The organism is Pseudanabaena sp. PCC 9330 (assembly GCF_055795045.1).
The window spans coordinates 1-23,496 of the sequence record NZ_JAYFES010000118.1; the positions used below are offsets into that span (position 1 = coordinate 1).

The 23,496-nt window shown below is 58.5% G+C and carries 22 protein-coding genes; 7 read left to right on the forward strand and 15 right to left on the reverse strand.

Annotated features, from left to right (window positions below):
- Window positions 1-113: 113 nt before the first annotated feature.
- The 3 genes from AC0QKW_RS24140 to sodN form a co-directional block, all read right to left on the reverse strand.
- On the reverse strand, window positions 114-644 hold the full coding sequence (locus AC0QKW_RS24140; RefSeq protein WP_473153666.1) for a hypothetical protein: 531 nt from the start codon (window positions 642-644) through the stop codon (window positions 114-116).
- Between the two features lie 384 nt (window positions 645-1,028).
- Complete coding sequence (sodX, locus tag AC0QKW_RS24145; protein ID WP_473153667.1) at window positions 1,029-1,412, reverse strand: nickel-type superoxide dismutase maturation protease; 384 nt, start codon at window positions 1,410-1,412, stop codon at window positions 1,029-1,031.
- Window positions 1,413-1,461: 49 nt separating this feature from the next.
- Window positions 1,462-1,935, reverse strand: a complete 474-nt coding sequence (gene sodN / locus AC0QKW_RS24150; protein ID WP_473153668.1) for a superoxide dismutase, Ni — start codon at window positions 1,933-1,935, stop codon at window positions 1,462-1,464.
- Between the two features lie 347 nt (window positions 1,936-2,282).
- Here sodN and AC0QKW_RS24155 point away from each other — a divergent pair, with 347 nt between their 5' ends.
- On the forward strand, window positions 2,283-3,305 hold the full coding sequence (locus tag AC0QKW_RS24155) for a DNA/RNA non-specific endonuclease (protein WP_473153669.1): 1,023 nt from the start codon (window positions 2,283-2,285) through the stop codon (window positions 3,303-3,305).
- Between the two features lie 10 nt (window positions 3,306-3,315).
- Here AC0QKW_RS24155 and AC0QKW_RS24160 read toward each other — a convergent pair whose 3' ends face one another.
- Window positions 3,316-3,780 (reverse strand): hypothetical protein, encoded by a 465-nt coding sequence (locus AC0QKW_RS24160; RefSeq protein ID WP_473153670.1) that lies wholly within the window; start codon window positions 3,778-3,780, stop codon window positions 3,316-3,318.
- A gap of 272 nt (window positions 3,781-4,052) precedes the next feature.
- Between AC0QKW_RS24160 and AC0QKW_RS24165 the strand changes: the two genes are divergently transcribed.
- Entirely contained in the window at window positions 4,053-4,385 is a 333-nt protein-coding gene (locus tag AC0QKW_RS24165) for a hypothetical protein (RefSeq protein WP_473153671.1), read from the forward strand.
- 184 nt (window positions 4,386-4,569) lie between these two features.
- Here AC0QKW_RS24165 and AC0QKW_RS24170 read toward each other — a convergent pair whose 3' ends face one another.
- From AC0QKW_RS24170 to trxA, 10 genes are all read right to left on the reverse strand, one after another.
- Window positions 4,570-6,777, reverse strand: a complete 2,208-nt coding sequence (locus AC0QKW_RS24170; protein WP_473153672.1) for a putative bifunctional diguanylate cyclase/phosphodiesterase — start codon at window positions 6,775-6,777, stop codon at window positions 4,570-4,572.
- Window positions 6,774-7,196 (reverse strand): response regulator, encoded by a 423-nt coding sequence (locus AC0QKW_RS24175; protein WP_473153673.1) that lies wholly within the window; start codon window positions 7,194-7,196, stop codon window positions 6,774-6,776. Before AC0QKW_RS24175 ends, AC0QKW_RS24170 begins: the two co-directional genes overlap by 4 nt.
- A complete protein-coding gene (locus tag AC0QKW_RS24180) occupies window positions 7,193-10,750 on the reverse strand; it encodes a PAS domain-containing sensor histidine kinase (RefSeq protein ID WP_473153674.1) in 3,558 nt (1,185 codons plus the stop codon). Before AC0QKW_RS24180 ends, AC0QKW_RS24175 begins: the two co-directional genes overlap by 4 nt.
- 63 nt (window positions 10,751-10,813) lie before the next feature.
- Window positions 10,814-12,379, reverse strand: coding sequence for a SagB/ThcOx family dehydrogenase (locus AC0QKW_RS24185; protein WP_473153675.1), 1,566 nt, complete (start codon window positions 12,377-12,379; stop codon window positions 10,814-10,816).
- A gap of 214 nt (window positions 12,380-12,593) precedes the next feature.
- Window positions 12,594-13,943 carry a 16S rRNA (cytosine(967)-C(5))-methyltransferase gene (locus AC0QKW_RS24190; RefSeq protein WP_473153749.1) on the reverse strand — a complete coding sequence of 450 codons (1,350 nt, stop codon included), beginning with the start codon at window positions 13,941-13,943 and terminating at the stop codon, window positions 12,594-12,596.
- A 38-nt stretch (window positions 13,944-13,981) separates the two neighbouring features.
- Window positions 13,982-14,149 (reverse strand): hypothetical protein, encoded by a 168-nt coding sequence (locus AC0QKW_RS24195; protein ID WP_473153676.1) that lies wholly within the window; start codon window positions 14,147-14,149, stop codon window positions 13,982-13,984.
- A gap of 39 nt (window positions 14,150-14,188) precedes the next feature.
- The gene (gene petN, locus AC0QKW_RS24200) at window positions 14,189-14,278 is read right to left on the reverse strand and encodes a cytochrome b6-f complex subunit PetN (RefSeq protein WP_473153677.1); all 90 of its coding nucleotides are present in this window, start codon (window positions 14,276-14,278) and stop codon (window positions 14,189-14,191) included.
- A gap of 227 nt (window positions 14,279-14,505) precedes the next feature.
- Window positions 14,506-14,793, reverse strand: coding sequence for a hypothetical protein (locus AC0QKW_RS24205; RefSeq protein WP_473153678.1), 288 nt, complete (start codon window positions 14,791-14,793; stop codon window positions 14,506-14,508).
- A 163-nt stretch (window positions 14,794-14,956) separates the two neighbouring features.
- Window positions 14,957-16,441, reverse strand: coding sequence for a glycogen synthase GlgA (glgA, locus tag AC0QKW_RS24210; protein ID WP_473153679.1), 1,485 nt, complete (start codon window positions 16,439-16,441; stop codon window positions 14,957-14,959).
- Window positions 16,442-16,631: 190 nt separating this feature from the next.
- Entirely contained in the window at window positions 16,632-16,955 is a 324-nt protein-coding gene (gene trxA, locus AC0QKW_RS24215; RefSeq protein WP_473153680.1) for a thioredoxin, read from the reverse strand.
- A 311-nt stretch (window positions 16,956-17,266) separates the two neighbouring features.
- Between trxA and AC0QKW_RS24220 the strand changes: the two genes are divergently transcribed.
- Window positions 17,267-17,593, forward strand: a complete 327-nt coding sequence (locus AC0QKW_RS24220; protein WP_473153681.1) for an RNA recognition motif domain-containing protein — start codon at window positions 17,267-17,269, stop codon at window positions 17,591-17,593.
- A gap of 458 nt (window positions 17,594-18,051) precedes the next feature.
- Here AC0QKW_RS24220 and AC0QKW_RS24225 read toward each other — a convergent pair whose 3' ends face one another.
- Window positions 18,052-19,122: an adenosine deaminase gene (locus tag AC0QKW_RS24225; protein ID WP_473153682.1), complete on the reverse strand. Its 1,071-nt coding sequence runs from the start codon at window positions 19,120-19,122 to the stop codon at window positions 18,052-18,054.
- A gap of 305 nt (window positions 19,123-19,427) precedes the next feature.
- Here AC0QKW_RS24225 and AC0QKW_RS24230 point away from each other — a divergent pair, with 305 nt between their 5' ends.
- The 4 genes from AC0QKW_RS24230 (at window position 19,428) to AC0QKW_RS24245 (ending at window position 23,418) form a co-directional block, all read left to right on the forward strand.
- Complete coding sequence (locus AC0QKW_RS24230) at window positions 19,428-20,762, forward strand: adenylosuccinate synthase (protein WP_473153683.1); 1,335 nt, start codon at window positions 19,428-19,430, stop codon at window positions 20,760-20,762.
- Window positions 20,763-20,823: 61 nt separating this feature from the next.
- Window positions 20,824-21,423 (forward strand): 50S ribosomal protein L25/general stress protein Ctc, encoded by a 600-nt coding sequence (locus AC0QKW_RS24235; RefSeq protein ID WP_473153684.1) that lies wholly within the window; start codon window positions 20,824-20,826, stop codon window positions 21,421-21,423.
- A gap of 131 nt (window positions 21,424-21,554) precedes the next feature.
- Window positions 21,555-23,090 (forward strand): bifunctional aminoglycoside phosphotransferase/ATP-binding protein, encoded by a 1,536-nt coding sequence (locus AC0QKW_RS24240; protein ID WP_473153685.1) that lies wholly within the window; start codon window positions 21,555-21,557, stop codon window positions 23,088-23,090.
- Between the two features lie 73 nt (window positions 23,091-23,163).
- A complete protein-coding gene (locus AC0QKW_RS24245) occupies window positions 23,164-23,418 on the forward strand; it encodes a hypothetical protein (RefSeq protein WP_473153686.1) in 255 nt (84 codons plus the stop codon).
- Window positions 23,419-23,496 lie beyond the last annotated feature (78 nt).

The window sequence follows — 23,496 nt, forward strand, 5'->3', positions numbered from 1 at the left end:
CCCGATATTATGACCGCATCTGGTTCTCTAGAATCCAGTCCTTGCGCTGCCAACTACCGCCTTGGGAGGCCGCATAAAGATGTGTCAGGCAGTCAGGGCGGGGACAGGTCGGTCTAGCTGGCGTCAGCCTGGTTTAAGTCGCGATAAAACAGACCCAGCAGCCCAGCACAGCCCAGTAGCTTAAGGGCATCGAGGGCAAAGTAGAGCCCGTGCATCTGATCCATCTCGGTGGGCACCGCCAGGGTGGTAGCAAAGGGGTCTAGCGCTGCCCCTAGGGCCGCCATGGCGGGGGCCACGGCATAGGTCAGCACCAGGGTGATAGCTAGCAGGCCCAGGCCCAGCTCTAGAGCCCAACGGCTGCAAAAACCGCTGACGACGACGGCCTCTTCGCGGCGGTTTTGCCGAGCCACCAGTAAACCCGTTACAACTACGGCGGCGCAGAGCAGCTCAAGGCGATTAAAGACCCAAAACATGGCGTAGCCGGCCGAGCCAAAGTCGGGCTGGCTCATCATGCCGCTGACAAACAGCCCTGGCATGACGACAAAATCCATCAGCAGGCTGCTGCTGAACCAAAACATCAGCGCAAACAAAACGGCCCCGACCCAGGGGGTAGCTTTAGAGGTGGGGTTAGACAGCGTAGTCATGGATGTATGCCTGCCAGAGAATAATCAGGTGAAGAATGAAGGGGATGGTCAGAACCTAATCTGGGATCTGGAGGCTTGCGGTTTGGGGCCTTGCGATCGCGGCTAGGTTCCTTATTTATCAATGACTTCAGCCTAACGAAAATTGGCGATCGCCGATGTGAACTATTCTTTCATTGCCGTTGTTTGCACCGTGATTTAACGTTGCGACACACAAGCTCAACCTGTTATCCAGAGACAATTTAGGGCCTCTCAGCGCCGATTTTGCTCAGTTTGGTGACAAAAAACGTAACGTTTTGACATTGTTTAGAAGGTCGTTTAGAACGCCGTTTCTGCTGTTAGGGGGCGATGAGCAAACCAGGCTTTTAGCCATACTGCCCCGATGTTTTAGGGAAAACGGCAGATCACCTGCCCCAGGATGCGATCGCAGGACACCAGACCAAACTCACGGCTGTCACTGCTGACTGCTGCGTTTAAGCCCTTCAGAAAGCAGCCCTCTGGGTCGACATACATCACCCACTTGACGATCCGCAGCCTCGGCTGGCGGGGATGGTAGGCCACCACCACATCCCCCGGCTGGGGTGGGCGATGGCGGTAGGCACCGGGGTCGATCAGCACTTCTGTACCGGGCAGCAGCAGGGGCTCCATCGAGTTGCCCACAATGCGAAACCGCCGCCGCTGAAACCCCAACCACCCCACCAGATCGGCAGGGCGGCTATGGCGCAGTTGCGACGGCGGTTGTGGTGCGATCGAGTCGAGCTGTTGACCCATACAAACCCAGGTGGTCTACCTGTCTCCTGACCCGATCTGAGGACTTGGCCTAGCTGGCGGTGTACCAAGAAACATCGCGGTTTTTAGTCGCCCAGAAGATGCCGTGGATCTTTTGCACCGCCGCCATCAGCTCGGTGGCGTGCTGCACACTGACCTCGACCTTGCAGGCAGAGCAAAGCTTAGCCGCCTTCCAAAAGGTGTCGTGCAGGTCAGGAAACTGCTCTAGGTGCACAGGCTTGAAGTAGTCAGTCCAGAGAATCAGCAGCTCTTCTTTGGCCAGCTGGGCCTGCTCTTCTTTGATCGCCGAGTAGCGAGAGAAGGTGTTATTGTAGGCGATCGCCGCGGCCTTGTCGCCAGGGGCGGGCAGTTCTAGATCGACCAGTTTTTTGGTCATCGACAGCACGGCTTCAGCCGCCACCCGGGCCGAAGAGGGGTCGTATACACCGCAGGGGCCGTCGCAGTGGGCGTGTACCGCCTCAGCGGGGAACCATGCCTGTAGCGTTGCAATTGCTCGGTTGAACATAATCATCCTGGTAGTGAATTGGGCTTTAGGTGTAACGCGAGAATGTTGTTGGGCCAAGTCCTAGGGATCCATGCTTGGGGCAAGGTCATTACCCCTATCCCAGGCAGGGGGATAGGCCAACCCATGCCTCATATTGTTAACGCTATTGAGACCTTCTGCAACCTCCGCTCATCTCGTGGGGTGAGATTTAACCCAGCTCGTCGCCAGCATTGCCCCTGATGAACAGATTTAGTGCATTTGTATTGACCCGCTGTCGGGCATGTGCAAGGGTGAGGATCCCCAATATCTAGATGCGCCTGCTCTTTTCCACAAAAATCTAAGTATTGCTGTCGACCTCTACCCTTGCCATGGCTTTTACTGTTGTTTACCGCTGGCTACCGCTGGCCCTGCTCAGTCTCAGTCTGGTCGGCTGCGGCGATTTACTCCTGCTGATGGCCGACTGGTCGCCCACCGTCGACACCTCAGCCCTGCCGCCCTGCGTCGACGATGACTGCAACTGCGGCGACTTTGCCAGCCAAGCCCAGGCCCAGGCTGTCCTAGATGCTTTTAGAGGCGACCCCTATGGTCTCGATGGCGACGGCAATGGCCAGGCCTGCGAACTGTTGCCCCCGGTGGTGCCCGCTGCCGACCCACCGGCACCGCCCAGCGGTAACCCTCACCTGGTGCTGGGCAACCCCAGCCAGGCCGCCACCACTAACCCCAACAATCACCTGATTCAGCGCCAGCAGTACGCTCTCTCCTACAGCCGCGATCGCAACGGCTTGAACTGGGCCAGTTGGGAAGTTGACGCCGACTGGCTGGGCTCTGTCGGTCGCCAAGACAACTTTCGCCCCGATGGCGCTCTACCTCGAGGGTTTTACCAGGTCACCCCCAACGACTATCGGGGCAGCGGCTACGATCGCGGCCATGTGGTACCTTCCGGCGATCGCACTCGCACCGTAGACGACAACGCCGCCACCTTTTTGATGACCAACATCATTCCCCAGGCCCCAGACAACAACCGTGGCCCCTGGCGAGAGCTAGAAGAGTATGGCCGATCGCTGGTCTACCAGTACGACCACAGCCTGCACGTACTTGCCGGGGCCTACGGTCAGCAGAGCAGCGTGGGCGATCGGGCGATCGCCGTCCCCTCCCGCCTGTGGAAGATCATTGTGGTCTACGATCGCCTGCCCGATGGCGGCCTCGGGCTCAGCGAAAATAGCCAGATTATTGCGGTCGATATCCCCAACACCGACCAGGTAGACCCCGACTGGCGGCGCTACCAAACCACCATCCAGCGCCTGGAGGTCGCCACGGGCTACACCTTCCTAGACACCCTCCCCCCCGACCTCCAGGCAGCACTCAAAGCCAAACCTAGCCAGGGGCCATGATTTGCCCCATCTAGTCTGTTACCAAATTTCTCGAAGCCTCAAAATATCTTGCCCAGACGGTGATATCAGGCCGCAGCCGCCAGTCGCTGCGGCTGACCGGTACGGAGAGAATGGGCACAGAGATTCCCTGGTTATCGCCAATGACAGTGACAATCACATCGGTCATCAGCACATCGGCATCAAAGCTGCGCTGTACTGCCGCCCGAGCGATAATCTCAGACCGCATCACCAGGGTTTCAAAGCTCTCTCCCGGTTCGCGCACCACATACAGATTTACCCGAGAGGTGTAGGCCTGGGCCACCGGGGGCACCAGCAGCACAGGTGCCAACCCGCCGCCTAGCCCCACCACCAGAGCCAGCACCAGGCGCACCAGGCGAGCCGATGGCCTCAGCCCAGGGCGGTTGGCCTTGCCTGAGTTTTCACCTATCGAGCGCCGCCCTTCGCCCTCCCCAGACCCTAGAGTGCAAAAAACCATAGCCAGTTCCTCCATACATTCCCGCAGAATGCCCAAAAAGTGCCTTAACCATAGCGACAGAGACCCCTGCCGTCAATTAAGATTTTGCCGACGGAGAAATGCCCGTCATTCCCATGAAAACAGGAGTCCAGCTGAAACAGCAGCCCTTCGGCTGGATGCTAGCCTGATGAATAATCCAGAGTAGAAATCGCCGCTGCCGATCAATCGGGGCCATACTCCTCTAAGATTTTCTAAGCATTCGCGGTTGTTTAGGCCTAGTTGTGCGCGGCTCAATGTCTGATTCGGAGAAAATTCCAGAAATCCTCAAGCTGATTGACATTCTCGATGGGCTAGAGTCGTTGATTGACAGCGCCCCCAACGAAGATGTGGAAGACATTTTAGAAGAGGCCTGGCTACAGATTAGCGACACCTTCCCCGACGACTTTAAGGCGGCGACCCAGCACGATGCCGGGGCCGAGGGGCTGCGGCGCTATCTCAAGGTCAAGACCTTTTTTGAGAACCCTTCAGAGCGATCGATCGACGCGGCAGACTTAGAAGAGTACTACCGCAGCTACATCGCCGCCGAAGAAGACGAGGAGCCGACCGACTTCTTTTTTCCTGAATAGCCAGATTCAAGGAGCAAGAAAATCCTCCAGCGATGGCCAGAGCAGCCGCTTCCCCCAGCGATAAGGCATCGGAGGCACTGTAGCTGTAGAGTGGAACAGCTGTTTGCCCCTACGCAAGGACGGTTTGTTATATCGAGGATTGTCTGGGGTGGAAATGACCTCAAGGGTGCTCTGCCAGCCGTCTTCACCCCAGGGGCTGACGAGATCTTGCGGGCGACGGTGCGGTCACAGGTAGGCCGAGCAGATCGCTGGCGGCGGCGGCGGGCAAAGGTTTGGCAAACCAGTAGCCCTGACCTAGCTCACAGCCGAGCTGGCGCAGATGGTGGAGCTGGGCCTGGGTTTCGATGCCCTCGGCGATCGCCACCAGGCTGAGACGATTGCTGAGGGTGACAATCGTTTCAACAATGTCGGAATTGCGGCGGCTGGCCTCCATCGCCATGACAAAGGAGCGATCGATTTTGAGCCCGTCTACCGGCAGCTGGTGGAGGTAGCTGAGGGAGGAGTAGCCGGTGCCAAAGTCGTCAATGGTGATGGTAACGCCCTGGGTCTTGAGCCGATGCAGTACGCCCACCATCGCCTGAATATCTTCGATCAGGGTGCTCTCGGTGATCTCGAGGTTGAGATGGTGGCCCTGCAAGCCGGTGGTTGCTAAAAGATCGCTGAGTTCGGTAAACAGGTCGGGGCGCAGCAGGTCTTTGACTGAGCAGTTGACGCTGATGGTGAGGTCAGCATGGTGGGGGTAGCGCTGGTGCCAGAGGGCGAGCTGCCGAGTGGCCTGGGCTCGCACCCAGCGGTCGAGGGGCACGATCAGCCCGGTCTCTTCGGCAATGGGGATAAAGCGGTCGGGAGAGATGAAGCCGCGATCGGGGTGCTGCCACCGCACCAGGGCTTCAAACCCTGAGATTTGCTGGTTTTCGAGGTGAAAAATGGGCTGGTAGTAGATCACCAGTTCGTCGTTCTCAATGGCATGGCGCAGCTCTTGCTCTAGCTGTAGCCGCTGCATGGCCTGCTGGTGCATCGATTCGTTAAAGACGACGTAGCGACCGCGCCCCTGGGCTTTGGCCTGGTACATAGCGATGTCGGCATCGCGCAGTGGTTCGAGGGGGGTCTGGTAGTGGCAGGTACCGATGACGATGCCCACACTGGCGTTGAGAAAGACGTTGCGCCCGCCTACCGCCAGGGGGGCTTGCAGGGCTTGCAGCAGGCGTTCGGCAGTGTAAATCGGCTCTTCTGGGCTGTAGACTTCTTTGAGCAAGATGACAAATTCATCGCCCCCCAGGCGGGCGGCTAGATCGGTGGGCGAAATCAGCGATCGCAGCTTTTGGGCCACTAGCGTTAGCACTTCATCGCCCGCCAGGTGGCCCAGACTGTCGTTGATCACCTTAAAGTGATCGAGGTCGAGGAACAGCACCGCAAACTGACTCTGGGAATAGCTCTGGGGGCGGCTCTCGGTCAGCGCCTGGGGTGGTTGGTGGGTGCGCTTTAGGGCCAGATCTAGCCGCTGAATCAGCAGGGTGCGGTTGGGCAACTGGGTGAGGGTGTCGTAGAGACTGTTGTGCAGCATTTGGTCGGTCACCCGCTGGTGTTCGGCTGCCGCTAGACGACGATCCGTGATATCGGTGTAGGTACCGCTCATGCGCCGGGGGTGACCGACTTCATCCCACTCGACGACTTTGCCCCGATCGAGCACCCAGATCCAGTGGCCAGACCGGTGGCGGAGGCGAAACTCGCAGTCGTAGGTGGGGGTTTCGCCCTCCAGATGGCGCTGGAGGATAGTCTCTTTGCGATCGCGATCGTCTGGATGCACAAACCGCTGCCAAGTCTCGATGCGAGACGAGCCCATGGCCTCGGTGGTATAGCCCAGCAAAGTGGCGCAGCTGTCGCTCGCCCACACCTCTCCCGTTTGAATCTGCCAGTTCCACAGGCCGATGCCCGACCCCTCAATGGCCAGATGTAACAGCTCCTGGGTGCGCTCTAGGGTAGCGATGGCCAAGCTGCGATCGGCCCGACTCTGGGCCGATCGCACCTCCCGCCGCACCGCTTCTCCTAGGCGAGAGAGATTGTCTTTCATCACGTAGTCGTGGGCGCCGGCCCGCATCATCTCAACGGCGATGGCCTCGCCCACGGTGCCCGAAACCACAATAAACGGCAGGTCGTAGGAGCTCTGTTTGAGCAGGTCAAGGGCGGCAGGGGCGACAAACTGGGGCATCTGGTAGTCAGAAAGCACCACATCCCAGGGGCCATTGTCGAGGGCTGCGCAAAAGTCGGTGGCCGTCTGCACCTGCACCCAGGTCAGCTCAAACCCACAGCGGCGCAGCTCCCGCAGCAGCAGCAGCAGGTCATCTTCAGAATCTTCAACAATGATGGCTCTGAGCTTTTCAGCGGCAGTCATAGCAAGGTGGGTGGCAGCTCACTTATCAATGCCCAATACAGCCCCAGTTGGCGCACAGCTTCGGTAAACTCGTCAATAATGACTGGTTTGCGCACGTAGCTGTTGGCTCCAAGATTATAACTTTCAATAACATCTCGGTCTTCGCTAGACGAAGTGAGTATGACTACCGGCAGCAGGTGAGTGCGATCGCTAGCCCGAATCTGCCGCAGCACCTCCAGCCCGTCAACCTTGGGTAGCTTTAAGTCAAGCAGCACCACGCAGGGCAGAGGGGTGACGTTCATCACCTGCTGGAGGGCCTCCTCACCGTTGCGAGCTACCACCACCGGGTTGGCCAGGTTGCCCCGAGCCAAGGCCCGCAGGGTGAGGCGCTCATCGTCGGGGTTGTCTTCGACCAGCAAAATGGAGCGTAGAGTGGTCATGGGGTCAGCTCCGATAGGGGTAACTGCTGGGGCAGGGTGAAGTAGACGGTGGCCCCTTGCTCCACCGCTCCCTCGGCCCACACCCTGCCGCCGTGGCGATGGATGGCCCGCTGCACCGTGGCTAGACCAATGCCAGTGCCGGGAAATTCGTCAGTGTTGTGCAACCGTTGAAACACCCCAAACAGCTTATCGGCGTAGGCCATGTCAAAGCCTGCCCCGTCGTCTTTGAGATAGTAGACAACCTCGCCCTCTTGGATGAGAGCGCCAAACTCCAGGTGAGCGTTGGGGTGGTGGCTGGTAAATTTCCAGGCGTTTTGCACCAGGTTAGCGATCGCCACCTGCATCAGGGTGGGGTCGGCAGTGGCGGCCATGGTGGGGGCCACAGTGACCGTTACGGCACGATCAGGGTCGGCGGCGCGCAGGTCATCGATTTGAGCCTGCACTAGGGCGCTGAGGTCGACCGAGCCATAGCTCATGGCCGATCGCGACACCCGCGACAGCCGCAGCAGGTCATCGATCAGCTGGCCCATGCGGCGCACATTGTGGCGAATGCGATTGAAGTAGTCGCGCCCCTCCTCGCCAAGCTGGTCGCCGTAGTCTTCGACTAAGGCCCGGCTAAAACCATCGATAGCCCGCAGGGGGGCGCGCAGGTCATGGGATACAGAATAGGCGAAAGCCTCTAGCTCGCGGTTGGAAGCTGCGAGCTGCGCAGTGGTACGCAGGAGTTGATCCTCTGCCTGTTTGCGCGCCGTGATGTCATAGTTAATGCCCACCATGGCCAGGGGCCGACCGTGGCTATCGCGGTGCACCAGAGCGCTCGACTTAATCCACCGCAGCTCACCGTCGGGGCGGCAAATCCGAAACTCCAAAGCGTAGGGAGCATCGCAAGCCAGGGTGGCCTGCAGGGCGGTCTCGACTCTGGCTTTGTCGTCGCCATAGACGTGGCAGAGCCATTCGTCGTAACTGGTAATCGATCGCTGGAGCCCGTAGAGATCAATCAGGCGCTGATCCCAATTGATATTACCGGTAGGGATATCCCACTGCCAACTGCCAAAATGGCCTGAGTCTAAGGCCAGAGTTAGGCGCGATGAGAGGTTCTGAAGAGCCAGGGCGGCGGCCTTTTGCTCGGTGATGTCGTAGTTAATGCCAATGACGCTGAGGGGCTGCCCCTGGGCATCACGGCGCACCAGAGCGCTGGAGCGAATCCAGCCCAGGGTGCCGTCGCCGCGCCAGACCCGAAACTCGATGTCGTAGGGGGTATCGCTGTCTAAAAGCGCCTGGTGACCTGCCTCCACCCGTTCGATGTCGGCGGCGTAGACCTGGTCGCGCCAGTCTTGGTAGTTGGCGGTGCGACCCAGCCGGGCAAAGCCATAGAGATCGATCAGGCACTGATCCCAAATCACCTCACCAGTGCTGAGCACCCTTTCCCAGGTGCCGATGTGGGCTGACTGTAGAGCCAAAGAGAGCCGCAAGAATAGACTTTGCAGATCTGCCTCATGGTGCTTGCGATCGCTGATGTCGATGGCAGTGCCGGTTAAACGGGTCACGGTTTTAGCGGCATCTACCGTGGCCTCGCCATTGATCTGCAGGTAGCGCACAGTGCCGTCACTGTGCAAAAAGCGAAATTCTGTGTCGTAGGGCTGGTGGGTGACCATCAGCGCCTCGACGGTTTGGCGGTGGCGATCGCGATCGTCGGGGTGTGCCAGGGCCTGCAAGGCCTCAAAGTCGGTCGGGGGGTGACCGGGGGGGCGACCAAAAATGTGGCAGAGCTGGTCTGACCAGGTGACATGCCCGCTGGCGACGTCAAACTCCCAGCTGCCCAGATTGCCAATGCGCTGGGCCTCCCGCAGGTGAGCTTCGTTGCTTTGCAGCTTAGTTTCGACCTGCTTCAGCTGAGTGATATCCACATGGCAGCCCACCATGCGCCTCGGCTGCCCTGCCTCGTCCCAATCGATCACCTGGCCGGCACAGATGACCCACACCAGCGATCCATCTTTGTGACGATAGCGCACCTCATTGTGGTACGGCACCACCCCCCGGCTTTGAATGTGCCGATCTAGACAGACTAGATCGTGAGCCAAATCCTCAGGCACCATGAGGGTTTGCCAGGTTTCGGTCTGGTTGGGTAATTCGTGGTCGGCATAGCCAAACATGCGCTTGAAGCCGGGACTGAGATAAGTGGTGTCGTGGACAAAGTCAATCTCCCAGTAGCCCGCCAGCACTGAGTCAAGCACATGCTCTAGCACCGAGAGGTCTCTACTCAGACTCTCGCTGTGCTGGCGACTAGCAATGGCGGCCTTGCGATCGCTGATATCGGTAAAGTAGATGGTCATGCCATCTCGATCGGGGTAGAGGCGCACCTCAAACCAGCTCTCCAGGGGAGGAAAGTAGTATTCCAAAGACTCAGGCTGCTGCTGGTCAAAGGCTCGGTTGTAAGCCTCATAGATCGGGGTGGCAACCGCCTCAGGAAAAGCCGCCCACAGCAGTTGCCCCTCCAGGTCACCTAGGGAACGCCCCAATATCCTCTCGGCGCTGGGGTTGAGGTAGACACAGCAGGCATTGCTGTCAAAGGCGATAATGCCGTCGTTGATGCGATCAACGACGCTGGTGAGGCCGTTGCGGGCCACGGTGGCGGCCTGTTCGGCGGCCTTGGCTGCGGCCAATCGCTGCTGCTGGGCCTGCTGGGCCAAGACCCGATCGGTAATGTCGCGGGAAACGCACAGGATCGAGGTGATGGTGCCGCTGCGATCGCACTCAGGGGCGATCGCCATCTCAAAGTGGCGCACCCCCAGCCGGGTCGGCGTGCTGAACTCAATGGCCTGGTTTTCGCCTGTGGCCAAAACCTTCGCCGCCGCCGCTTCCCAGGCGTTGACCATGGATGCATCCATGCCCAGCTCACGGCAGGTCTGGCCCAAAAACACCTCGGTATCTAAACCCGTCAGCTCAGCCAGCACCGGGCTGACGTAGAGGTGGCGTAGGTCACAGTCAAACCGCTCCACAATGTCAGGCGAATGCTCGACCAGATCGCGGTAAGACTCGCGGCGTTGTTCGACCCTGGGGCGAGGCGGGGCCTGGCCCGGCGGAAAGCTGAGCTTCGCCCCCAGCATCTCGGCGCTGAGATCGCCAGTAAATAGATAGTCAGCAGCCCCTAGCCTCATGGCCTCTAGGGCATCCCGCTCCTGACCTGGGGCAACGAGCAGAATGACCGGCAGGGGGCGATGTTGGCAGACCTGGCTCAGAAGCACCAGCACCTCTAAAGCGCAATCCTCTCCGGTACGGCCCACTGTAGCTAGATCGAGCAGCACCCAGCCGGGCTCGGTTTGCCAGCGGTCGATCAGCTCTGTGGGGCGATCGATCGCGATTAGTTGATAGCCAGGCAGGGCGGTGTTGAAAAGCTGCTGAAGGCGATCGCTTGCTCTCAACATCAGCACCGGCAGAGGTTTGGCCGCAAACCAAGACTGCTCTGGGGCGGGCACAGCGTCGCTGGTAGACCCAGGGTTTCTGACAGCTAAAGGGTCACCATCGACCTGGCGTTGAGATTTGATCTGGGCCATGGCAAGACCTGGCAATGGTGGATTGGGCTTGACCCGCTGGATCTACCGCCCTCTTTCTCTAGACTACCCCGGCTGCCCCAGGGTGGTTATATAGATCACCGCTTCGTCGGAGGGAATGCCCAGCACCTCATTGACCTGATCGTCGTAAAACCCGCCGATGCCGCTGATGCCAATGCCCAGGCAGGTGGCCGCCAGATTGAGCCGCTGCCCCAGGTGACCGGCGTCGAGGTGTAGATAGCGGTAGACGCGATCGCCGTAGGCCGCCACTGCCCTAGCCAAATCGGCGGTATGCACCACCACCGCCGCCGCGTCGCGGCCTAGCTCCTGGCCCAAGCAGAGGTAGTGCAGCTCGCGGCGAAAGGCCTTAAACCGCACCTGGCGCAGCTCTTCGCTGCGAGGGGCATAGTAGTAGCAGCCGTCGTCGAGACCTTCTATGGCGCAGGCCACCACAAAGGTGTGGATCAAGGTGCGATCGCCGTAGTCGGGATCGGGGTCAAAGCCTTGATCGCGGTAATGATGAGATTGGTAGGTAAAGTCGAGCAGCTGTTTCAGGCCGCCGATCGAGATCGATTCACCGCTGTAGCGCCGGGTCGATCGCCGTTTAAAGCAGGCGGTTTCTAGCTGCTCTAGGTGCGGCCCCCAGGCGATCGGCTGGGTGGCGGTGGGCAGACGTAGGCCAAAGGGCAGGTTGTACTTATCTTCCAGCGTGTCACTCGGCTGGGGGGTGTCGCCGGTAGGGCGCATAGCCCATCGAGGGGCATTTGCCGTGGGGGCAATCTCGGTCATCTGGTGGAAGTAGTTGAGCAGTTCCCCATCGGGTACCGCTTGAAAGCTGGTCTGAGGCGCCGTGGCAAAGGCCACCTGGGCACAGGGCAAGTTTTGCTCTACGGTGAGCAGGTCGGCCAGGGGCAGCACCGCCAGCGCACCCTCTGCGGCTGGATCTAGATAGAGCAGATCCGCCAGGGCGCGATCGGCAAAGCTGGCAATTAGGTGGGGTCGATAGTCGACTAGGGCACTGGCCAACTCCAGATTGCCCAGCAGGTGTCCCGCATCTAGGCAGATGCGGCGATAGGCCCGGTCTTGGTAGCGCCAGGCCGATCGATAAAATACCCCGGTCACCACCAAGGCCAAGTGGGTGGCCTCTAGGGTAGGGTGCCAAAAACAGGCCCGCTGCAATCCCTGCCAGCTGTGGTCATCCCAGTAGCGCCAGAGGCTGTGGCTGCGGGCCTGGTAGTTGTAGAGCCCCGCAGGGAGCAGCCGCGTGCCCCGCGAGACCAGATAGATCTCCGCCGGGTAAAGCCCCCCCGCCGAGGGGACTGATCGCAGGTAAAAGGTCTGCCCCGTCGCCGTCGGAAACTTAGCCGTGAGGCCATAGACGTTAATCAGCAGCCGCGACAGCCGCATCCAGTCGGTGTATTCGGGGTTGGGGCGTTTACCCAGGGTTTCTCGAGCAGAATCGCTCTCATCCAGGTAGGGCTTGAGATCGACCTCAGCCCCGACCCGATAGGTTTTGTAGGGGGTGGGCTGGCGGCTGTAGTCGAGGGATTTGGCCCCGGCGGTCAGGGTGTCGGGGTCGTACTTGGTACGACCGTGATAGTGCTGGGCAATAGAAACAAGGGCGTCGGGCATGGCCGCAGAGTAGTTACGCGTCGGGGGCTGCACGTCGGAAATTGCGCGTTAGAAGCAAGCCTGGCATGGCGGTTGCTCTACCAGCGCCCAGGAGGGCAAGCCGCGACAGCTTTGCTGCCCAGTGTAGCCTACTCCAAAGCCTCAGCACATTGGTTCTGAGGCCAGGGCAACCGGTGGTATGAGGCAACCGGTAAGCTCTAGCATCCCAGGTGCATTATCTGGGTTGACCGACGAGAGCCAGTCGGGCCATAAAAAATCCGTCGGTGCCGTGGTGGTGGGGCCAGAGACGCACCCAGCCCTGGGGAGCAATCGCCAACCCACCACCCAATTCCCCTGTTGGGGGCTGCACCTGCCAATCGGGCTGAGCCTGCAAGAAGGCTGTCACCACCGCCTCATTCTCCGCTGGGTGGAGGGTGCAAGTGGCATAGACCAGAGTACCTCCGGGCTTGACGCAGCGGGCGGCTTCGGCCAGCAGGGTGCTCTGTAGATCGACCAGAGTGGCAATGCTCTCGGGGGTCTGCCGCCAGCGGGCGTCAGCGTGGCGGTGCAGGGTGCCCAGGCCAGAGCAGGGGGCATCGACCAGCACCCGGTCAAACTGCTGGTAAAAGGGGGCCAGGTCAGTGCTGTCGCCGCCGTGGGTTTGCAGGTTGGTGAGACCGAGACGGTCGGCGTTAGCCGTGATTTTTTTAAGGCGGGAGGCGGCGCGATCGCAGGCTACCACCCGGCCATGCTCTCCTACCATTTCGGCCATTTGGGTAGCCTTGCCCCCCGGTGCGGCACAGACATCTAGCACCGCTTCCCCAGGCTGCGGGTCGAGCAAGAGAGCGACCATCTGGGCACTGGCATCCTGCACAGTCCACCAGCCCTCACTGTAGCCGGGCAAGTCGGCGATCGCCCCAGAGGGGGTCACCAGCCGCAGTCCCCAGGGTAGGCCAGATATAGGCTTCACCGCCACTCCAGCGGCCTCAAAAGCCGCCCTGACCATCGCCACCGTTGCCCGCTGACGGTTGATCCGCAGGTCGATAGACGGCACCTGATTAAACCACTGACAGAGCTGATTGGTTTCTTCAGGGCCAAGCTGATCGAGCCACAGGGCTACCAGCCAATCAGGAAAGCTGTGGCCTATACCCAGGGCCGCGATAGTATCTTCGGGCAATTGCAGGGGGTCGGCACCGCCTTCGGCCTGGCGCAGGTACTGCCGCAGCAGCCCATTCACCACCCCAGACAGTTTTCCTAGCCCGCTAGCCTTAGCCAGGTCAACGCTGGTATTGACCGCCGCCGAGGGGGGCACGGCAGTGAGATAGCGCAATTGATAAAGCCCCAGGTGCAGCACTAGGCGCAGCATCGGGGGCTGTTTGTCAGCGGGGCGACTGCCTAGCTGATCGATCAGAGCATCAAGGGTGCGCTGGCGGCGGACGCAGCCGTAGACCAACTCAGTGGCCAAAGCGCGATCGGTGCCCCCAAGCTTGGCTTGGGTCAGGGTGCGATGCAGGGCCACGTCGGTGTAAGCCCCAGCCTGCACTTGAAGCAGCACATTGAGTGCTAGCTGCCGAGCCGTAGTCAGTGCCGTTGATCGAGGGACGTTTAGAATCTTCGTCAAGGCTAAGACTTAGCTCGACGCTTAGGGGCCGTCTGATCGTTTTTGCGGCGGCGGCGATCGCGCCACTCGGCAGCGGTCAGGTAGGCGACACCCCCTGTTACCACCACCATCAGCACCAGGGCAAGGGTGGCCAAAATGCTAAACGCTTGGGTCTGTAGGGTTGCTTCCATGGGCTATCTCAACAGGTCTCGGCAGGGGCAACGACCGATCTAAAAGCCGTTGCGGCCCCACACCACCATCGACAGCGAAAAGGTAAAGGTTACCAGCAGCGCTACCCAACCAAAAGTCAAAATATCCATGGGTTCTTTATGTAGTGCAAAACGACACAGCTTCATCATAATGCCACGGCACGGCAACAGATTAAAGATCCTACGGTGGCTACGGTCACTTTGACAGCGACGACTTGGGCAGACTTGTCGCTGCCGTAGCGTCTTTCTCAATAGCAGGCGGGGTCAGATCTAGCTGGGGTGAGGGCCAATGGGAATGGCGCTCCCAACCCTCACGGGGGATCTTCACATTCAGCCGCTTAGCTTGATTTCTCAATCAGAAACCGGGCCTTTGCTACTACCCACGGCTCAGTTTTCTCACTATTTGCTATTTTTTCCAGCGCATCTGCGGCACGCTGTTCTCGAATGACGCGGCGGGCCGACAAAACCCTAGTCCGTGCACCACTTTCTTCGTAGCCTTCAATTTTCATCAAAGCATCAATCAAGTCATCATCCTTCTTTTCGGCATCAGAGAAGGCTTCAAAGTATTTTGCAAAGCATCCCATACCAATGGATTGAATACTTCTCTTCAGCTGCTCGTCATCCATTTACATAACCCTGATACTGCATCTAAGTAGATAGCCAATCAATAAGTGTAGCTTTGTCACATTGGTCAGAGCGCAGTGAAGTCGAGGCATCTCGGTCGTGAGCTGAGTCCGAGAGTCTTCCCTTCGGCTTGAATGATATCGTTTAGTTGTGAGCCCCTACCGATTAAGACTTCGACAGCGATGACTTAGGCAAATTTGCCTCTTTCATTGTCTCTTCTGAGTTAGCCAACTTCCCCTCTAGCTCTGGGACCTTCTTGGTCAGCTGATTGCGATAGTCTATCCCTAGCATTTCGCTGTAGAGCTTGATATAGTCCACCGCCGATTTGTCCCAGCTAAAGTCTTGGGCCATAGCTCGCTGCTGTAGCTCCCGCCAGGCATCTTTAAACCGATAGCCCTCCCAAGCGCGAATCAGGCAGGTGTAGAGGTCGAGCGGCTCGTAACGGTCAAAGGTGTAGCCGGTGCCCGTGTGGTGCTCAGGGTCATGGTGCTGCACCGTATCGACCAGACCACCGGTTTTGCGCACGATGGGAATACAGCCGTAGCGCATGGCGATCATCTGGCTAATACCACAGGGTTCAAATCGCGAAGGCATCAAGAACCCGTCGGCCCCGGCATAGATGCGACGACCCAAGCCCTCGCTATAGAGCAGGTAGGTGGCCATGCGGCCTCGATAGCGGCTGGCCATCTGCCACAGCTGGGTCTCATAGTAGCGATCGCCCGTACCCAGCAAAATAAACTGAGCGTCGGTATACGACAAAAACCGGTCCAAAATTTGCAAAATCAGGTCGAGCCCCTTCTGCTCTACCAGACGGCCCACCAAGCCCACCAAAAACGCCTTCGAGTTGACCTCTAGCCCCAGCTCTTCTTGAATCGCTATCTTATTGGCGCGGCGGTTTTCGAGGCTGTCAGGGGCAAAGGTCTTGGCCAGGTAGCGATCGGTAGCCGGGTTGTAAGACTCGACATCAATGCCGTTGAGAATGCCGCCGAGCTTGCCGCTAATAAACGACAGTAGCCCCTCTAGCTCTTCGCCGTACTCAGGGGTTTTGATCTGCTGGGCATAGGTGGGTGACACGGTATTGACGCGATCGGCAGCCTGCACCGCCGCCGCCATGGTGTTGTGCCCCTGCATGTACCATGGGCACCAGGTGATTTTCTCTAGCTCCCAGCGCCACGGCCCCTGGTAGGCCAGATTGTGAATCGTAAATACCGTGGCAATATCCGGCGACTGCTGCATCCACACCGGAATCATGCCCGTGTGCCAGTCGTGGCAGTGAATGATCTGAGGCTTCCAATAATTCCAGGCAAACTCGGCGGCACCGTTGGCAAAGAAGGTAAACCGCCAGGCTTCGTCTTCGCCGCCGTAGACCTTGCGGAGGTCGAAGGCGGGGTGACCAAACAGATAGATTGGCACGTCAGACTCGGGCAGTGTGGTTTCGTACACCGCAAAGTCATTGAACATAGCGGTGCCCTGCCACACGGGCTCAGCAGGAATGTCAACTTTGTCGGGCAAAAAGCCGTAGTAAGGCATAAAAATGCGCACGTCGTGGCCCATTTTACGCAGCACCTTGGGGAGCGAGCCCACCACGTCACCCATGCCGCCAACCTTAGCTAGGGGTGCTGCTTCTGCCGCCACAAAGAGAATGTCCATACTGCCCGCTCTGCTGTTGGTTCAATCGGTTGTCCTCAGTCTACGGGGGTATGGGCGTTATGCCTAGATCTTCGCCCCTGAGCGAGGAACCCTGATGGGGCTGGGTGATTGGCCCTTTGAACATGACAATCTTTACCTACCCGCAGACTGCGATCGCAGTCCGGTGAGCTAGTTTGGCCATTCCCCTCGTCTAGCCCAGGTACTTGCCTAGGGTGTCGGTATATTCCTCATACTTTTTGACACCCACCAGGGTTTCGGCCACCTCGCCCTGCTGAAAAAACATCACCGCCGGAATGCTGCGAATGCCGTAGCGCTTGGCCACCGCCTGGTTGGCATCGAGATCGAGCTTGAAAACCTTGGCGCGATCGCCGTACTCATCGGCCAGCTGGTCCATCAGCGGCGCCACCAGCTTACAGGGGCCACACCAAGAGGCCGTGCAGTCCACCACCAGCAGGGCTTCAGCACTGAGCAAAGTATCAAATTCGGCTTCGGTTTCAATGTAGGCAGCGGGCATAAATTTAGCCTTAGTACAAAGCCTCATTCTCCCACGGAGACGGCACCTAGGCTCAGACACAAAACTTTACGAAAGGTCTTTGGGCGGCCTCAAAGGCAGGCAACAGAAGGGCTTTAGCCAGGCTTTCTACGTAATTATGCCCCCCCTCTCGCCACCTCAATTGTTAGTCGTGCTAAAGTAACGCCAGAGATATAGAGATCGGTTAGCAGCACTTTGTTTCTAGTACTAACGAGTTTTTCCGTTTTTCCATTGACAGTCTTCTCTCCGAAATTTTGCTCTACACACCCTTTAATTTTTGGAGACAAGACAATATGTCAATCTATGTAGGCAACCTGTCCTATGACGTTACCACTGAGGATCTGACCTCTGTGTTTGCAGAGTATGGCTCTGTAAAGCGGGTTCAGCTACCCACCGATCGTGAAACCGGTCGCATGCGCGGCTTTGGTTTTGTCGAAATGTCGGCTGATGCTGAAGAAAACGCAGCGATCGAAGCTCTCGATGGCGCTGAGTGGATGGGTCGTGACCTCAAAGTCAACAAAGCTAAGCCCCGCGAAGATCGTGGCGGCGGCGGCAACTTTGGTGGCGGCGGTGGCGGTCGTCGTGGCGGTGGCGACAGCTTCTCTCGCGGCGGCTACTAAGCTCCCCTTAACTGGCTTGGGTTGGTTATTTCCACCTGAGTTAGCTAAATGAGTTAGGCCAAAAAGGACTTCAGAGCAATCTGGAGTCCTTTTGTTTTTGTTGGCAGGAGAATGAGCGCAGAAATAATGGCCCTACTACCTTAGGAATAGCCAGAGCTGTTCTCATAGTAAATCCTCCTTGGTTACCCCCGATTCAGCAGGGCAAACAACCGTTTGCCCCTAGGGTTTGGCCTTTTGGAAATCGGGGTTATGGGACTCGGATTTCGTACTAATACTCAATTCAACTTACGAAACCCCCATTTTTAATTGACAATTGCTAGAGGCCTAGGACGTGTGATCAAATTACCGCCAAAACTCTTGTGGGATCAGCCCTACCACGCCCGCCCCAAACAGCAGGCTAGGGGCTGTAACCTTTAATTCTTGGGCCATACGCGACTCATTGATGACCGCCCCTAGCGTTAAGGGAGAGCCAGTACTTCTTGCCGGGGGCTATTGTTGACCGGGTGCTCTCGATATGGAATCTGGAGCATGTCGGTCAATAGAGTTACAGGGGGCTGGCTATGGGGCCAGGCAAAGGCGTGACGAAAGGCCGCTTCCTGGCAGGCTTGCAGTTCGGCAAAACCAATGACGTCGTGGGTGAGTAAGTTTTCGTACTCAAAGGGTAGGCGCACATTGTGCAGTCCGGCGTTGTCGGTGCAGATGGCGATGTCGACCCCGGCCTCAAAGCAGCGATCGAACACGGTCTTGAGCTGGTGAATCTCGTCTAGGGTACCGGTCTTGAGATAGGTAGTCGGGCAGACCTCCAAACACTGACCCTGGGCAGCCACTGCGGGCAACAGTTCGGGATGCCGCAGTGGAATTTGAATGCCGTGGCCAATGCGCATCAGGTAGGGCAGCAGCGCTGGATGGTCGCCATCTGTCGTTTCGTAGAGGTGACCGGTGGTCTTGAGCCCTAGCTGCTGGGCACGTTGATAGAGGTGCACAAATTCATCAATGCGATCGCCGTACTTGGCATCCCCCCCGGCCACATCCACGGCGCAAACGTACTGAGGATACTGCCCCGCCAGCTCGACAATCGCCCGGTTGACCTCGGCGGGCAGCCGCGAGTGCATACAGAGAATTTGCTTAGTGACGATGGGATACTCAGGCAGGTCGCTGGCCCGGCCCACAATCTCGACAATTTCAGCCATGGCGTCAATGCGCTGGCTTTGGGACAGGTGCTCGGGGGTGCGCAGGTAGGGGGTGTAGCGCAGCTCCAGATAGGCCAGGTTCTCAAATATATAGGCACCGCGAATGAGGCGGTAAATGAAGTAGGGCAGCGCCTCATGGGTCTGCACACTTTCTACCAGAGTGTGTAGTTCTAGGTATTCGGCCAGGGTATTGCGAGGTCGCGTATAAAACTGCTCAAAAGCGGCGTAGTCGGCAAACTGGCCCGATAGGTCGGGGCGGCTGCGCTCAAAGTAGCGCCACAGCACCCTGGGCACCACCGAACCGCCCAAATGGCGGTGTAGTTCTGCGTATAGACTCATGGCATCCTCCGCCTGTATAACGTTTTAGTAGGTCGAAAACTCAGCAATGGGCTCACGGCTACAAACCGTCAACCCCAAGAAAGCCTAAGAAATGTAAATAGATATTCAGTCTGTTCTATCGCATATTTCACTGGATGGGTATAAGGTTAAATACTTTTAACTTGGCGGCGATCGGGGCTTTATCTGGGAGGAGTCGGCGATCACCCCGCATTTGTCCCGACCTGTCTTCAGGCAAATCTTGTTGACACAATGACATTTGCCTAGTGATAATGGAAATTTGTGTGAACTTTAGAGCCTGAATTCCCTTGGCAAACGTTGTAGTAATTGGGGCCCAGTGGGGCGACGAAGGTAAGGGCAAAATTACCGACCTGCTGAGTCGATCGGCAGATGTGGTTGTGCGTTACCAGGGCGGCGTTAATGCTGGCCATACGGTCGTTGTCAACGATCAGACCTTCAAGCTGCACCTGATTCCCTCCGGCATTCTCTACCCCGACACCGAGTGCGTCATCGGCAGCGGCACCGTCATCGACCCCAAGGCTCTGATTGGCGAGCTAGACATGCTCGATCAGTTGGGAATCTCTACCCAAAAACTCTTTATTTCCAATGCGGCCCATGTCACCATGCCCTATCACCGCCTGATCGATCAGGCGGCGGAAGAAAAGCGGGGCAACCACAAGATCGGCACCACCAAGCGGGGCATTGGCCCCACCTACGCCGATAAGTCTGAGCGCATTGGCATTCGCGTGGTCGACCTGATGGATCACGCCCGACTGCGAAAGCAGCTAGAGTGGACGATTCAGTACAAGAACGGCATTCTCGAAAAGCTCTACGACCTGCCTCCCCTCGACCCGGCAGCGGTAGTAGACGAATATATTGAATACGCCGAGCGGCTGCGGCCCCACATTGTCGATAGCTCGCTCCATGTTTATCAGGCCATTCACCAGCGCAAGAACGTGCTGTTTGAGGGCGCCCAGGGCACCCTGCTCGACCTCGACCACGGCACCTATCCCTACGTCACCTCCTCTAACCCGGTGGCCGGGGGTGCCTGTATTGGCACCGGCATTGGCCCCACGGTGATCGATCGCGTTATTGGGGTGGCCAAGGCCTATACCACCCGCGTCGGCGAAGGCCCCTTTCCCACAGAGCTGATCGGCGGGGTAGGGGAGCTGCTCTGTGAGCGGGGTGCTGAATTTGGCACTACCACGGGCCGCCGCCGTCGCTGCGGCTGGTTTGACGCCGTGATTGGCCGCTATGCGGTGCGCATCAACGGTCTCGACTGCCTGGCCATCACCAAGCTCGATGTGCTTGACGATGTGGACGAGATTCAGGTGTGCGTGGCCTACGAGCTAGATGGCGATCGCTGCGAAGAGCTACCGGCTAACGCCGATGACTTTAGCCGCTGTCGCCCCATCTACAAGACCATGCCCGGCTGGAAGCAGCCCACCGATCACTGTCGATCGCTCAGCGACCTGCCCAAGGCGGCCCTAGACTACCTCAAGTTTTTGGCCGAGCTGATGGAGGTGCCGATCGCGATCGTGTCGCTGGGGGCCAGTCGCGACCAGACCATCATCGTCGAAGACCCCATTCATGGGCCAAAGCGGGCACTTCTGTACGAGAATGGTGAGTCGCAGGTGGCCTAGGGTCTGGCCCAGAGATCTGGCCAAGTTTGTTTTTACGTAATTTTTCCCGGGGGATTTTTTCATGGAACTGATGATTGAGTGCAAAGCACGCGACCCAAAAGCTAAGCCCAACGCCCTGCGCCGTCAGGGTCTGTTGCCCGCCGTGCTCTATGGCCACCAGGGCACCGAGTCGGTGTCGCTGACCGTGGCCCAAAAAGATGCTGACCTGCTGCTGCGCAAAGCTGCGGTCAACAACACCATGATCGACCTGCAAATTCCCGATATGCCCTGGCAGGGCAAAGCCCTACTGCGAGAAGTGCAGTCTCACCCCTGGAAGAGCGCTGTTTACCACCTCAGCTTTTTTGCCGTTAAGGCTCAAGACGCCGTAGAAGTGGGCGTTATCCTCAATTTTGTGGGCGAGCCCACCGGCGTTAAGAATGACGGCGGCGTGCTCAACACCGAGGTCAACGAAGTCACTGTGAAGTGCAAAGCTGTCGATATTCCCGAGAGCATCGATGTAGATGTGTCTGGCCTGGGTATTGGCGATTCTCTCACTGTGGCCGACCTCGTGCTGCCCGAGGGGGCTGTGGTAGCAGGCGATCAGACCCAGACCATTGCCACAGTTCTACAGGGCCGCAATGCCGAGGGCGAGTCTACCGTCACGACAACAGCCGCTGGGTAAGTCGTGGTTGAGCTGCCCAGAGCAGCTGAGTCTCACCCACCGTAGCGTTTAGGGGCCAGGGAGGTTATCCCTGGCCCCTTTGTACAATGAGGCAGGCTATTGTCATTCAACAGGCGTGTTACCGGCAGATTATGGCTGATTCCACTCTTCCCGCTTTGATTCAACAGATGTGTCAGCCGGGGTTTTATCCCCACCCGGTAACCAAGCCGGTTCAGCTGTTGCAGACCCACGTTTCCTACGTGTTGCTCACTGGCGACTATGCCTACAAGGTGAAAAAACCGGTGAACTTTGGGTTTCTCGACTATTCCACCCTGGAGCGACGGCACCATTTTTGCCAAGAAGAACTGCGACTCAACCAGCGGGGGGCCGGGCCGCTGTACCTAGAGGTGGTGGGCATTGGCCAAACCGGAGACGCCTACCACTTGGCGGACACCGACCCGGTGGAGTACGCCGTCAAGATGGTGCAGTTTCCCCAAGATACGCTGCTCAGCGCCCTGCACGATCGCGGCGAGCTGAGCGAAACTCTGGTGTGCGATTTGGCGGCGGCTGTCGCGGCCTTTCACCTCGAAGCCGAAACTAACGACGAGATCTGCACCTACGGCACAGTGGAGCAGATTCGCCTGGCCTTTGATGAGAACTATGAGCAGACCCTGGGCTATATCGGCGGCCCCCAGACCCAGACCCAGTTTGACGAAACCAGGGCCTATAGCGATCGCATTTTTGCTACCCAGGGCGACCTGTTTCAGCAGCGCATGGACCAGGGTTGGATTCGCGCCTGCCACGGTGACCTGCACCTCAACAATATTTGCTACTGGCAAGACCAGCTCTACCTGTTTGACTGCATCGAGTTCAACAAGCCCTTTCGGTTTGTGGATGTAATGTATGACGTGGGCTTTGTGGTGATGGATCTGCTGTCTAAGGGCCGTAGCGATCTGGCCAATGCCTTTCTCAACACCTACGCTGAACGCACCGGCGACTGGGAAGGACTGCCGCTGCTGCCCCTGTACATCAGCCGTCAGGCCTACGTGCGGGCCAAGGTGACGTCGTTTTTGCTGGGCGACCCGTCGGTGGATGAAGCGGCAAAAGCCAAGGCCAGTGAGACTGCCGCTGGCTACTACCGCCTCGCCTGGTCGGCGTGTCAGCCCCAGGGGGGGCGAGTTTACCTGATGGCAGGGCTCTCGGGCTCGGGCAAATCTACCACCGCGCGGCAGCTGGCGGGGCACATCAACGCCGTTCATCTGCGCAGCGATGCCGTGCGCAAGCACCTGGCCGGGGTGCCGCTGGATGAGCGAGGCGATGACAGCCTCTACACCCCAGAGATGACCGAGAAAACCTACGATCGCCTCCTCACCCTCGGTCTTACCTTGGCAAAGGCTGGCTATCCGGTGGTTCTTGACGCCAAATACGATCGCCAAGCCCTGCGCAAAACGGCTATTGATCGCATTCAGCAGGCCTATCTGCCATTGACCATTCTGCACTGCACGGCGCCGCCCGAGGTGCTGGAGCAGCGGGTGCGCGATCGCTCAGGCGACATCGCCGACGCCACCGTGGCTGTACTTCAGAACCAGGCCATGGAGCCTTTTACCGAGGCGGAGCAGGGGCTGGTGCAGGCGATCGACACCACTCAAGTTGTGCCACCCCAATTAGTCGCTATAGTGGGGGCATAGGCGGCAGCATGTTGCCTCAGGCTTGCTATCTCAGAGGGGGCGATCGGTGATCGATAAAATAGTCCCGCCAGCCTTGAAGCTCTGGCTGCTCTTTTTGGGGTTATTTTTGCTGTTGGGCTACGCAGTTGTGCCCAGCATTTTGTTTGGTGCCCTGGCGGGTTTCGCTGGGGGTACCATCGCCGCCTGGTGGTCTACCCCCGGTGGCGAACCGAGCAGCACCCTAGAGCTGCCTGCCTCGCTGCGTCGACTCAACCCCAACCAGTTGCCCCTACGCAAGTTCTTTCGCCAGGAGGGGCGTCCTGAGCGCACCCCTCGGGTCAGACGCTAGCGGACGGGGGCTAAAAATCTTCACCCTGGTCAGCTGATACCAACCTGGGGGTGGGCATACTGGGCAGAGTGTTGGTTA